7 protein-coding genes, 18 tRNA genes and 1 rRNA gene are annotated in these 12,769 nt (G+C 37.9%); 25 read left to right on the top strand and 1 reads right to left on the bottom strand.

The features are described 5' to 3' along the window. Nucleotides 1–17 precede the first annotated feature (17 nt). From rpsI to amrS, 4 genes are all read left to right on the top strand, one after another. Nucleotides 18–410, top strand: a complete 393-nt coding sequence (rpsI, locus tag R9X47_RS12910; protein WP_432667274.1) for a 30S ribosomal protein S9 — start codon at nt 18–20, stop codon at nt 408–410. A gap of 346 nt (nt 411–756) precedes the next feature. Beyond that, the gene (cwlD, locus tag R9X47_RS12905; RefSeq protein ID WP_432667273.1) at nt 757–1,479 is read left to right on the top strand and encodes an N-acetylmuramoyl-L-alanine amidase CwlD; all 723 of its coding nucleotides are present in this window, start codon (nt 757–759) and stop codon (nt 1,477–1,479) included. Between the two features lie 40 nt (nt 1,480–1,519). Then, on the top strand, nt 1,520–2,929 hold the full coding sequence (gene amrA, locus R9X47_RS12900; protein ID WP_432667272.1) for an AmmeMemoRadiSam system protein A: 1,410 nt from the start codon (nt 1,520–1,522) through the stop codon (nt 2,927–2,929). Between the two features lie 367 nt (nt 2,930–3,296). Then, complete coding sequence (gene amrS, locus R9X47_RS12895; RefSeq protein WP_432667271.1) at nt 3,297–4,292, top strand: AmmeMemoRadiSam system radical SAM enzyme; 996 nt, start codon at nt 3,297–3,299, stop codon at nt 4,290–4,292. Here amrS and R9X47_RS12890 read toward each other — a convergent pair. After that, complete coding sequence (locus tag R9X47_RS12890; RefSeq protein ID WP_432667270.1) at nt 4,282–4,674, bottom strand: hypothetical protein; 393 nt, start codon at nt 4,672–4,674, stop codon at nt 4,282–4,284. The genes amrS and R9X47_RS12890 overlap by 11 nt on opposite strands. Before the next feature lie 384 nt (nt 4,675–5,058). Between R9X47_RS12890 and asnB the strand changes: the two genes are divergently transcribed. The 21 genes from asnB to R9X47_RS12785 all read left to right on the top strand — a co-directional run bounded on the left by asnB (nt 5,059) and on the right by R9X47_RS12785 (nt 12,763). After that, nucleotides 5,059–6,903, top strand: a complete 1,845-nt coding sequence (gene asnB / locus R9X47_RS12885) for an asparagine synthase (glutamine-hydrolyzing) (RefSeq protein WP_432667269.1) — start codon at nt 5,059–5,061, stop codon at nt 6,901–6,903. A 181-nt stretch (nt 6,904–7,084) separates the two neighbouring features. Next, complete coding sequence (locus R9X47_RS12880) at nt 7,085–8,800, top strand: methyl-accepting chemotaxis protein (RefSeq protein WP_432667268.1); 1,716 nt, start codon at nt 7,085–7,087, stop codon at nt 8,798–8,800. A 495-nt stretch (nt 8,801–9,295) separates the two neighbouring features. Beyond that, nucleotides 9,296–9,370: transfer RNA gene (locus tag R9X47_RS12875), tRNA-Asn, on the top strand. Nucleotides 9,371–9,376: 6 nt separating this feature from the next. Beyond that, nucleotides 9,377–9,465 (top strand) — tRNA-Leu (locus tag R9X47_RS12870). Nucleotides 9,466–9,489: 24 nt separating this feature from the next. Then, nucleotides 9,490–9,565: transfer RNA gene (locus tag R9X47_RS12865), tRNA-Met, on the top strand. A gap of 4 nt (nt 9,566–9,569) precedes the next feature. Then, a tRNA-Glu gene (locus R9X47_RS12860) sits at nt 9,570–9,644 on the top strand. Nucleotides 9,645–9,675: 31 nt separating this feature from the next. Continuing rightward, nucleotides 9,676–9,751, top strand: a tRNA-Val gene (locus R9X47_RS12855). A gap of 48 nt (nt 9,752–9,799) precedes the next feature. Next, nucleotides 9,800–9,876, top strand: a tRNA-Asp gene (locus R9X47_RS12850). Nucleotides 9,877–9,881: 5 nt separating this feature from the next. After that, a tRNA-Thr gene (locus R9X47_RS12845) sits at nt 9,882–9,957 on the top strand. Between the two features lie 10 nt (nt 9,958–9,967). Continuing rightward, nucleotides 9,968–10,052: transfer RNA gene (locus R9X47_RS12840), tRNA-Tyr, on the top strand. Nucleotides 10,053–10,073: 21 nt separating this feature from the next. Continuing rightward, nucleotides 10,074–10,157, top strand: a tRNA-Leu gene (locus R9X47_RS12835). A gap of 4 nt (nt 10,158–10,161) precedes the next feature. Further along, nucleotides 10,162–10,236, top strand: a tRNA-Gly gene (locus R9X47_RS12830). A 13-nt stretch (nt 10,237–10,249) separates the two neighbouring features. Further along, a tRNA-Gly gene (locus R9X47_RS12825) sits at nt 10,250–10,323 on the top strand. A gap of 8 nt (nt 10,324–10,331) precedes the next feature. Continuing rightward, a tRNA-Arg gene (locus R9X47_RS12820) sits at nt 10,332–10,408 on the top strand. 5 nt (nt 10,409–10,413) lie between these two features. Beyond that, nucleotides 10,414–10,489: transfer RNA gene (locus R9X47_RS12815), tRNA-Lys, on the top strand. A 57-nt stretch (nt 10,490–10,546) separates the two neighbouring features. After that, nucleotides 10,547–10,635, top strand: a tRNA-Ser gene (locus R9X47_RS12810). A gap of 6 nt (nt 10,636–10,641) precedes the next feature. Further along, nucleotides 10,642–10,718: transfer RNA gene (locus R9X47_RS12805), tRNA-Ile, on the top strand. 24 nt (nt 10,719–10,742) lie between these two features. Beyond that, nucleotides 10,743–10,819, top strand: a tRNA-Pro gene (locus R9X47_RS12800). Between the two features lie 7 nt (nt 10,820–10,826). Next, nucleotides 10,827–10,903, top strand: a tRNA-Ile gene (locus R9X47_RS12795). Between the two features lie 27 nt (nt 10,904–10,930). After that, nucleotides 10,931–11,006 (top strand) — tRNA-Phe (locus R9X47_RS12790). 224 nt (nt 11,007–11,230) lie between these two features. Further along, nucleotides 11,231–12,763: ribosomal RNA gene (locus R9X47_RS12785) — 16S ribosomal RNA — on the top strand. The last annotated feature ends 6 nt before the right edge of the window (nt 12,764–12,769 follow it).

Raw genomic sequence — 12,769 nt, 5'->3', positions numbered from 1 at the left:
AAGAGGAGGGAAGATTAATGGCTAAAGTACAATATTACGGTACAGGTAGAAGAAAAAAATCCATAGCTAGAGTAAGATTAGTACCTGGTAGTGGTAAAGTAATTATAAACGGAAGAGATTTAGATAATTATTTTGATTATGAAACTCTAAAGCGAGAAGTAACAAGACCTCTTGCTATGACAGAGACAGAAGGTAAGTTTGATGTACTTGCTAGAGTTCACGGTGGTGGATTCACTGGACAGGCAGGAGCTTTAAGACATGGTATATCTAGAGCATTACTTAAGGCTGATGCTGAGCATAGACCAGTACTTAAAAAAGCAGGATTCTTAACAAGAGACCCAAGAATGAAGGAAAGAAAGAAGTACGGTTTAAAGGCTGCAAGAAGAGCGCCTCAATTCTCAAAGAGATAGTATTTCTTTTTACGCTTACAAAACATCGTATGTACATTACATTGTACATACGGTGTTTTTTATGTTTTTGAAAAAAGTATTAAACCTTGCCTTCTTACATATATATATAGAAGCCTAACAGATAGAGTAATGCTATTTTAAGGATTAATAAATTTCGCTAAAAGAATGCAGAAGCGTTCATTATTTTAGCAAAATTTATTTTACATTTAAGCTAGCATGACTACATAGAGGTTCCAATGAAAACTTTAATTTATACACATCAAAAATCCTCAGAAGCATTGGATATTTTGATATGTATAAACTAAGTTTCACTAAGAACTCTCTACAGAAGGAAAGGGGACAGTATATGAGTATTATTGTAGTAAAGAAAAAAAGAATAATATGGATTATAATATTAATATCAGCATTTATAACTGGACTATTCTGTATAGACAAATACAATAAAGCATCTAAGGCAGCATCCCTTCCTACCCTAAGAAAGGTAATAATCATTGACCCTGGCCATGGTGGAATAGATGGAGGCATGGTTGGCAAATCCACAGGAGTACATGAGAGCAAAGTAAATCTGGAAATTGCTCTTAGGCTAAGAAAATATCTAGAAGAAAGTGGAAGCCTAGTATTAATGACAAGGGATGAAGATGTAGGACTGTATACTGATGGTGGGACTGTTAGAAAGAAAAAGAATGAAGACCTCAGAAATAGAAAAAGGCTTTTTGATGAGAGTAATGCAGACATGGTTATAAGTATACATTCTAATAGCTTTCAAGAAACTAAATATTATGGGGCCCAATCCTTCTATAATCCCAGGTGTGAAAGAAGTAAGCTGATAGCCGAGCTTGCTCAAGAAGAACTCATAAGGGTATTAGATAATGGAAATACTAGAAAGGCAAAAGCAAAAAAGGATGTTTACATACTAAAAAATGTAAAGGTACCTACTGTAATTATAGAGTGTGGATTTTTATCAAATGCCAAGGAAGAAAGGTTGCTTCAAGATCCAAACTATCAAGAAAAAATTGCTTGGAGCATCTATGTAGGAATATTAAAATATTTTCATAAACTAAATGTTTAGATAGTAACCAACTAAAGATAAAAGATCAAGGAGGTTTCTTATGGGAAAAATTTTAGCTGGATATTTGATGCCACACCCTCCAATTATTCTGAGGGAGATAGGGAAAGGTAAGGAAAAGGAGATTCAAAGTACTATTGATGGGATGGAGGAAGTAGCAAGGAACATTAAAGAAAAAATGCCAAAGACTATAATACTTATCACACCCCATGGACCCGTTTTTAGTGATGCTATAGCTATATCTATTAAAAGCCAGCTTGAAGGAAACATGGCTGGCTTTGGAGCCGAGCAGGTCAAAATAGTAAAGGACAATGATCTAGAGTTAGCTAATAGAATAATTAAGTATGCAAATAAGATGGATATACCATGTGCAATGGTAGACGATGAATTTGCAAAAGAATATAATATATCAACTGAGCTCGATCATGGAACCATGGTGCCACTATACTTTGTGGATAAAGAGTATATACACTATAGACTTATCCACATTACATATGGATTACTTCCAAATGAAGATTTATATAGTTTTGGGAAATCTATTCAAGAAGCAGTTGAAGAAGGAGAAGAAAATGTAGTTGTAATAGCAAGTGGAGACCTATCCCATAAGCTTAAAGAGGATGGACCCTATGGATATAATTCTGCAGGACCGGAGTATGATAATCTAATCATAAACTTAATAGAAAACTTAGAGGTAGAAAAGATAATAGATATAGATAGAAGCCTATGTGAAGAAGCAGGAGAATGTGGGATGAGGTCCATAGACATAATGCTAGGATCTTGTGATGGGTATAAAATATCCTCAGAGGTTATTTCATATGAAGGGCCATTTGGTGTTGGATATGGAGTTGCGAAGCTTGAAATGCAGAATAGAGATAGGGATAGACAACTATTAGATAAACTGTATAAGACGCGAAAAGATAAAATAGCAGAAATAAGAAGAGGAGAAGATGAATACGTTAAACTGGCAAGAGAAAGCCTAGAGCACTATATAAAGAGTGGCAATGTGATTAATACCCCAAAAGAAATATCTGAGGAGCTAATTAATGATAAAAAAGGCGTCTTTGTTTCACTAAAGAAAGATGGTACACTCAGGGGTTGTATTGGCACGATAAAAGCTACAACGGAGAATATAGCTAGAGAAATAATTGAAAACGCAATAAAGGCTGGAACCGAAGATCCTAGATTCTTTCCCGTTGAAGAGGAAGAGCTTGAGTATTTAACTTATTCAGTAGATGTATTAATGAGTCCAGAACCAATTAAATCATTTGACGATTTGGATGTAAATAAATATGGAATCATTGTTAGTCTAAATGAACGTAGAGGACTACTGTTACCAAATCTAGAAGGAGTAGATACGGTAGAAGAACAAGTAAGAATAGCCCTTGGAAAAGCAGGAATAGCAGCTAATGAAGGTTATAATATTCAACGATTTGAGGTAATAAGACATAAATAGTGACTATGGTGTAGGGCTGTGAATTACTAATGGAACTGTGGATAACTTGTGGACAAAAAATGAACGGTTTTAGTGAAATGAAGTATACAACGAGGTTATAGAGGTTATTATTTATCCACAAAGTTATCCAGAGGCTAGTTTATTTTTTTAGCTGAATATGTGGACAAGCAAGATAATTTAAATAGAAAAAAGCAAAATATAATAAATATAGTATATCCCAATATAAAGACATACTATATATAAGTATAAATACTAACAAAGTAATTCAGATAAAATTGTGGAAATCTAGTTAATGTAGTATACAAAGACATTGTTGAAAGTTGTATGTTATTAGCATAGGAATGAGAACCTGTTGGAGGAAAAATTTATGGTGGATAAATTTATTAAAGAAGCTCAGTTTTATGAAAAGCATAGTAATGGAAGAGTGAAGTGTTTCCTCTGTCCCCATGGATGTGAGATATACGAAGGTAAGGTGGGGAAATGTAGAGTTAGAAAAAATTTAGGTGGAAAGCTAGTGACATTAAATTATGGCAAAATAACAGCTAGTGGTTTAGATCCAATAGAAAAAAAGCCATTGTATCATTTTCATCCAGGAAAAAAGATACTTTCCATAGGAAGCTTTGGATGCAATTTGAAGTGCAGTTTTTGCCAGAATTATAGTATCGCTCATGAAATGCCTGAATATATTCAAACTACACATGAGAGGATAGCAGAAATTTCAGAGGAACAAAAAGAAAATATTGGAGTGGCCTATACCTATAATGAACCATCCATATGGTACGAGTTCATATTAGAGACTAGTAAACGTGTAAGGGAACAAGGAAAAAAGAATGTAATTGTATCAAATGGATATATAAACAGAGAGCCTCTATTGAAATTAACTCAATTTATAGATGCGATGAATATCGATTTAAAAGCATTTTCAAATGGATTTTACAATGATATATGTAAGGGGGTGCAAAGTCCAGTTTTAGAAACTATCCAGGCGGCTAAGGAGTATTGCCATGTGGAGATAACAACTCTATTAATCGAAGGACTAAACACAGATAGAGAGGAAATAACAGAACTATGTAAGTGGATTGCTTCTATAGACAAAAACATACCCCTGCATTTATCAAGATATTATCCGAGATATAAAATGAAAATAGCCCCAACTGGAGTTGAGACTATTATTAACCTTCATCAGATAGCGAAAAAATATTTGAATTATGTATATATAGGTAACATAAATGGAATTGATAATAATACATATTGCCCAAGTTGTAATGCATTAATAGTATCAAGAGACTTTGAAGTAAATATAGAAAACTTAAAAGATAGAGCCTGTGGAAATTGCGGTAAGGTAATTGAAATTATTTTCTAGAAAGTTTTTTATGATGCATTTTTGCATTTTCTAACTGGACAAAGTGTCCCTTAAGACCGTTGAACTCTTTAAATAAAGTTTTTTCACATTTTGGACAATATTCATGGTATTTAGATAAAATCAATGCACCACATCGCTTGCACTCAATATTTACAGACTCAGCTTCAATTTCAATAAGCCGACCTTCTTTAACAAATTTTTTTATTATTTGATGATCAACTCCAGTATATTCTGCGACTTCAAAGGCAGTAGCTAAAGGATTTTCTCTTAGATACTCCCTGATCTTATCAAAAATTTTCTCATAAACTTCATAACAGACCTCACAATAATCCCTTATAGTATTATCAGGGATCATTTTATTACACCTCAAACATTCCTTCATAAGTATCACCCGCATTTTTTTATTTGAAATTTATTAAACTTGAAACTTGTTTATCTTTATATGAACTCTAGATACATAGTTTTTATCTTACTAATATTATACAGAAAAAAAGAAGATAAAACAGTAGTTCTAAAGAACTACATATACAAAAACTACAATATATAGTTTGGTGAGTAGAATTAACTACTATATTTACCACAATATATACAATTCTTTACAAAGATTAACATATTTAAGAAGACCGTCAGAAAGATATGTAGAGAAACTATGATATACCTCAGGTTGATAACCCCTAACTTGATGTAACATTGGACAAGTTTTAGGAATATATTAGAAACAAAATTGTTAATGATAATCAATATCAAAAAAAGAGGGGTTGAACTTATGTGTGGTATAACTGGATGGATAAATAATAAAAGGGATATAAGTGATAGGATAAATATTATTGAGAATATGACAAATAGCCTAAGTAATAGGGGACCCGATAGCTCGGGTATATATAAAGCAAAAAATGCCTTATTGGGTCATAGAAGACTTACTATAGTTGATCCTGAGGGTGGTATGCAACCAATGACAAGAAAGATAGAAGATAGGGAATATACTATAGTTTATAATGGAGAATTGTACAATACAGATGAAGTTAGAAATGAACTACAGGAAAAAGGATATAAATTTAGATCATATTCAGATACCGAAGTTCTTTTAATGTCTTATATAGCCTGGGGGGAAAAATGCTTAAATAAAATAAACGGAATATTTGCTTTCTGTATATGGGATGAAAGAAATAGAAAAGCCTTTTTAGCTCGAGATCCCCTTGGGGTGAAGCCTTTATTTTATGTTCAGAAGGAGGACTCATTAATATTTGCCTCAGAAATAAAGACAATATTAAAACATCCCCAGGTAAAACCAATAGTTGACCAAATAGGACTTCTAGAAATATTTGGACTAGGGCCAGCGAGATCATTAGGAAGCGGTGTATTTAAAGAAATTAAAGAAATACCTCCAGCCCATAGGATAGTATATGATTACAGGGGACTAGAAAAGAGGAAGTATTGGGAGCTAGAAGCCAAACCACATCTAGAGGATTTAGATACTACGACAGAGCATGTGAGGGAGCTTGTAGTTGATGCAATCGAAAGGCAGCTAGTATCAGATGTTCCTGTTTGTACTTTTCTATCGGGTGGATTGGATTCAAGCGCAATATCGGTAGTAGCGGCAGAAGCCTTTAAGAGGCAGGGGAAAGAAAACCTAAATACTTTTTCAATTAACTATGAAGATAATGACAAGTATTTTATAGCTAATGAATTTCAGCCAGATTCTGATGAATACTGGGTTGAAAGAGTAGTCGATTATATAGGAAGTAACCACCAGAATATTACTATAAATAATATTGATCTTGCAGATTCTCTGAAAAGAGCAGTTCAAGCTAGGGATTTACCGGGAATGGCAGATATCGACTCTTCACTTTATCTATTTTGTAAAGAAGTAAGAAAAAAAGCTACAGTGGCTCTTTCTGGTGAATGCGCCGATGAAATATTTGGAGGATATCCATGGTACACAAGGGAAGAGGATATAGAAACAAATACATTTCCTTGGTCAAGGTATATAAATGAGAGGAAGAGCATATTAACAAAGGACTTAAAGAATCTACCCCTAGAAGAATACGTGGAGTCAAAATATCATGATACACTTAGCAGAGTTCCAAAGCTTAAGGGTGAATCAATGGCCGATGAAAGAATGAGAGAATTGTTCTATTTAAATATCAAGTGGTTCATGGTAACATTGTTAAATAGAAAAGATCGTATGAGTATGTCAAATAGCCTTGAGGTAAGAGTACCCTATGCTGATTATAGGATTGTTGAATATGCCTATAACATACCTAGGAACTTTAAATTATGTGATGGGAGAGAGAAAGGATTATTAAGAAGAGCATTAAAAGGAATCTTACCTGATGATGTTATTTATAGGAAAAAGAGCCCTTACCCTAAAACCCATCATCCACAATATACTAAAGAAGTTCAAATGAGAATGAGACAAATTCTAGAAGATAAAACGTCTCCGATTTTACAATTGATTGACATAAAAGAAGTGATGAATATTGTAAATACAGGGGGAAAAGCCTTTAAAAAACCTTGGTTTGGGCAATTAATGACAGGACCACAGTTGATAGCTTATCTGATTCAATTAGATATCTGGATGAGAGAGTATGATGTAGTAATAGAGCAATAAGGGCTAACCTTGGATATATAAATATATATAAATATATATATATTTATATACTTATATATGAAGGATTATAGAAACTTTTGAAGAATAATATAATGTTGATGGGGCTGTCTCACAAAACCATCTTTGAGACACCCCAGGAGATTTTTTAGTGACTAGACCATAGATGAAAGGAAGGGCATATATGCTGAAGAACTTGAAAATATCGAAAAAGATGACTGTAAGCTTTGCAACCATAATACTCATTACATGCTTAGTTAGTTTATATGCAATTAATGGTATGAATCAGCTACAAAACTTGACCATTGATATGTATGAACAGCCTTTTACAGTCACAAAGGCTGTGAATGAAGCAGATATAAATATATTAAAGATTATGAATGAGATGAAAAGTGTTAGCACTGTAGAGAAACTGCAGATTCATCATCATGTGAAAAAAATTGAGAAATATGATGAAATAGTACATAAGAAATTTGAAATAATTCAAAACAACTTTACTGGGGACCCTGAAGTTGTAGAAAAGGCATATAATGCATATAAGGAATGGAAGCCAATTAGGGATGAAATTGTTAAGCTCGCTAAGGAAGGTAATCAAATCGAAGCAGTACTTGTAGAAAAGGGTACTGGAACATATCAGGTTGGACTTATAAATAGTTGTATGAATATACTGGTTGAAGATGCAAACGAGTTAGCGGATAATTTTTACAATAGGGCTATGGAAGATAGCAAGCGCTATATTACTAATATCATCATTATATTAGCAGGAGCTTTTATTTTGGCCTTTATAATTGCATATCTTATGACAAAGGGTATAACAAGACCAATGACATATATAACTAAGACGTTGAATAAAATTTTATCTAACGAAGATAATAAAATAGATTTAACTCAAAATATTGATACTAAAACAAAGGATGAAATAGGCGATCTAGGGAATGATGTAAACTGGTTCGTTATGAAGATAAAAGATTTAGTATCAGAGGTCTCAAAAAATTCAAGTATTTTATCACGATCATCTAATGAAATTGCACTTATAATGGAGCAAACTAACCAAGGGATAGAGAATATAGCAAAAGAGATAAATGAAATATCCTGTGGGCTCCAGAGCAATGCCAGTTCTGTAGATGAGTCTGTAAATGGTATTGATGAGATGAATGATAGTGCACAAATCATATCCAATGAATCAGAAAATGCCTTCAATAATAGTAAAAATGTATTAGAGTCTGCTAGACTTGGTGGAGAGAATATAAATGAAGCAGTGACATATATAAATAAGGTGAAAACTTCTTCTGAGAACACTAATAGAATTATAGGAGAGCTGAAAATTTCATCGGAAGAAATCGGAGAAATAGTACACTTTATTACAGCTATAGCAGAACAGACTAATCTTCTTGCTTTGAATGCAGCCATAGAAGCAGCTAGGGCTGGAGAACATGGAAAGGGATTTGCAGTAGTTGCAGAGGAAGTTAGAAAACTGGCAGAGAGCAGTAAGGAATCGACGAATAAGATTAGATTGCTGATTGATGAAATTCAAGATAAGGTAGGAAAAGCAGACTCTACTATGAAGGAAGGACAGTCACTTGTTGACACCACAGTACAAAAAGGTATGGAAGTAAATAAGCAGTTTAAAAATATATTTACATCAATAGAAAATATGACTGAAGAGATAGAAAGAATCTTAAACCTATCTAAAAAGCAAAGAGGAATAACTTCAGTTATGAAAAGTACAATGAATGATATTTCTAAAAATACATCTAGCAATGTTAGTGGAGCACAGCAAATTAATGCTGTTCTTCAGGAGCAAGTAGGTTCCCTAGAAGAAGTTGGAGCAAGTATAGAAGAATTAAACAATATGGCAACCTTGTTAAAGGAACAAACAGATAGATTCAAAATTATATAAATTACTACATACACTCCAATTATTATCTTTGTTCTATGCATATCACCATATTAACCCCGCATATAAATATATATGAGGAGGGCTTAGGTTGAAAAATTCAATACTATGGATCGGGATATGTATAGTTTGCTTAATAATATTGATGGTTATAGAACGGTGGATTTAATATATAGACTATATACATATATGACATAAGACTAATTCAGATAGTTATTAAAAAGAGGATGAGAAGTCATCCTCTTTTTATATTTAAATACCCTAGGAGATTAAATTCTTCAACTATATATCTATATCTATACTTTTAGACTAAATTTTTTTTAATTACATTATTTTTCCGTCTTGACAAATAGAAAAACAGGTAGTAAAATAATACAAGTAGTCAGCCGTTACGGGTTTGAAATAAATAGGAAAAAGAATTTATTTCAAAAAAACAGTTGACATGATGAAGCAAATATGATAATATATATCTTGTCGCTGAAAAAAACAGCGAAACATTCCAGAGTAGCTCAATGGTGGAGCAACCGGCTGTTAACCGGTAGGCTGTGAGTTCGAATCTCACCTCTGGAGCCAATAAGTGCCGGGGTGGCGGAACTGGCAGACGCACAGGACTTAAAATCCTGCGGTCCTTAAAGACCGTACCGGTTCGATTCCGGTCCCCGGCACCATAAAAAAATATATATAATTATCGACGCGGGGTGGAGCAGTTGGTAGCTCGTCGGGCTCATAACCCGGAGGTCGCAGGTTCAAGTCCTGTCCCCGCAACCATTTTGGCCCCTTGGTCAAGCGGTTAAGACACCGCCCTTTCACGGCGGTAACAGGGGTTCGAGTCCCCTAGGGGTCACCAATTTTAGCTTCTAGTTATTAGAAGCTGATTTGGGCGCATAGCTCAGCTGGGAGAGCACCTGCCTTACAAGCAGGGGGTCACAGGTTCAAGTCCTGTTGCGCCCACCATTAATAATTTGCAAAACACGCTTACGGCGTTTTGAAACACAACTTTATGGTCCAGTAGTTCAGTTGGCTAGAACGCTAGCCTGTCACGCTAGAGGTCGAGGGTTCGAGTCCCTTCTGGATCGCCATTTATGCTGGTGTAGCTCAATTGGCAGAGCAGCTGACTTGTAATCAGCAGGTTGCGGGTTCGAGTCCCATCACCAGCTCCATCACAAATATGGAGGGATGCCCGAGTGGCTAAAGGGGGCGGACTGTAAATCCGTTGACTGAGTCTACACTGGTTCGAATCCAGTTCCCTCCACCATTTTGAAAAAAACTTTAATATGCGGGTATGGCGGAATTGGCAGACGCGCTAGACTTAGGATCTAGTGTCTTGTACGTGGGGGTTCAAGTCCCTCTACCCGCACCAATATGCGGTAGTGGCTCAGTGGTAGAGCATCGCCTTGCCAAGGCGAGGGTCGAGGGTTCAAATCCCTTCTACCGCTCCAATTTAATATCTATGCGGGTGTAGCTCAGTGGTAGAGCCCCGGCCTTCCAAGCCGGTTGCGAGGGTTCGATCCCCTTCACCCGCTCCAATGTATGTGTGCCCATAGCTCAGCTGGATAGAGCAACGGCCTTCTAAGCCGTGTGTCCGGGGTTCGAATCCCTGTGGGCACGCCATATATGACCCATTAGCTCAGTCGGTAGAGCACCTGACTTTTAATCAGGGTGTCCCGCGTTCGAGTCGCGGATGGGTCACCAGTTTTAATTATCTGTTAAGATAAATAAAAGGTAAGTACTATTTTGATGATTGATTACGGAGAGGTGTCCGAGTGGTTTAAGGAGCTGGTCTTGAAAACCAGTGACTCCGCAAGGGGCCGTGGGTTCGAATCCCACCTTCTCCGCCAAAATAAGGGCCTTTAGCTCAGTTGGTCAGAGCGTCCGGCTCATAACCGGCAGGTCCGGGGTTCGAATCCCTGAAGGCCCACCATACAATACAATCTATATCTTAATTCGGGGTGTAGCGCAGTTTGGTAGCGCATCTGGTTTGGGACCAGAGGGTCGCGGGTTCAAATCCTGCCACCCCGACCATTATTATGGGCTTATAGCTCAGCTGGTTAGAGCGCACGCCTGATAAGCGTGAGGTCGGTGGTTCAAGTCCACTTAAGCCCACCAAGGTAATATCTTAAAAAAAACTAACATGCCCAGATAGCTCAGTCGGTAGAGCAGGGGACTGAAAATCCCCGTGTCGGTGGTTCGATTCCGCCTCTGGGCACCATGAAATTACTATTTAAGTTTCATTTATAAGATGGTAATGGAGTCGCTGGAAACAGCGGCGAAAAAAATGTCGAAAAAAGTGTTGACAAGATAAAAAAGATTTGCTATAATGGTTCTTGTCGCTAAAACGACAGAAAAAACTTTGGACATTGAAAACTAAACAGTGTAAGGAATTAAACCTTAGTTTGATATAATTCAAGCTAAAGAAGTAATAAACGCCAGATTTTTTTTAAGAGTTTGATCCTGGCTCAGGATGAACGCTGGCGGCGTGCTTAACACATGCAAGTCGAGCGAGAAGGTTATGACTGATTCTTCGGATGAAGGATTAACTGGAAAGCGGCGGACGGGTGAGTAACGCGTGGGTAACCTGCCTTGTACAGAGGGATAGCCACTGGAAACGGTGATTAATACCTCATAAAACTATAGCGTCGCATGGCGCATTAGTCAAAACTCAGGTGGTACAAGATGGACCCGCGTCTGATTAGCTAGTTGGTGGGGTAAAGGCCTACCAAGGCGACGATCAGTAGCCGACCTGAGAGGGTGATCGGCCACACTGGAACTGAGACACGGTCCAGACTCCTACGGGAGGCAGCAGTGGGGAATATTGCACAATGGGCGAAAGCCTGATGCAGCAACGCCGCGTGAGTGAAGAAGGCTTTCGGGTCGTAAAACTCTGTCCTAAGGGAAGAATAATGACGGTACCTTAGGAGGAAGCCCCGGCTAACTACGTGCCAGCAGCCGCGGTAATACGTAGGGGGCAAGCGTTATCCGGAATCACTGGGCGTAAAGGGTGCGTAGGCGGCCAAATAAGCCAGAGGTGAAAGGCTACGGCTCAACCGTAGTAAGCCTTTGGAACTGTATGGCTTGAGTGCAGGAGAGGAGAGTGGAATTCCTAGTGTAGCGGTGAAATGCGTAGATATTAGGAGGAACACCAGTGGCGAAGGCGACTCTCTGGACTGCAACTGACGCTGAGGCACGAAAGCGTGGGGAGCGAACAGGATTAGATACCCTGGTAGTCCACGCCGTAAACGATGAGTGCTAGGTGTCGGGGGTTCACACCCTCGGTGCCGGAGTTAACGCATTAAGCACTCCGCCTGGGGAGTACGGTCGCAAGACTGAAACTCAAAGGAATTGACGGGGACCCGCACAAGTAGCGGAGCATGTGGTTTAATTCGAAGCAACGCGAAGAACCTTACCAGGACTTGACATCCCTGTGACCGGTACTTAATCGTACCTTTCCCTTCGGGGACAGAGGAGACAGGTGGTGCATGGTTGTCGTCAGCTCGTGTCGTGAGATGTTGGGTTAAGTCCCGCAACGAGCGCAACCCTTGTCTTTAGTTGCCAGCAGGTTAAGCTGGGCACTCTAGAGAGACTGCCGGTGACAAACCGGAGGAAGGTGGGGATGACGTCAAATCATCATGCCCCTTATGTTCTGGGCTACACACGTGCTACAATGGCTGGTACAACGGGAAGCGAATGAGTAATCTGGAGCGAATCCCAAAAAGCCAGTCCCAGTTCGGATTGTGGGCTGCAACTCGCCCACATGAAGTTGGAGTTACTAGTAATCGCGGATCAGAATGTCGCGGTGAATGCGTTCCCGGGTCTTGTACACACCGCCCGTCACACCATGGGAGTTGGGGGCACCCGAAGTCAGCTATCTAACTTTTTAAGAGGAAGCTGCCGAAGGTGAAATCAATGACTGGGGTGAAGTCGTAACAAGGTAGCCGTATCGGAAGGTGCGGCTGGATCACCTCCTTTCTAAGG

Source organism: Wukongibacter baidiensis (assembly GCF_050888315.1).
In the GTDB taxonomy this organism is placed as follows: domain Bacteria; phylum Bacillota; class Clostridia; order Peptostreptococcales; family Caminicellaceae; genus Wukongibacter; species Wukongibacter baidiensis.
This window is presented reverse-complemented; position numbering and strand designations above follow the sequence as displayed.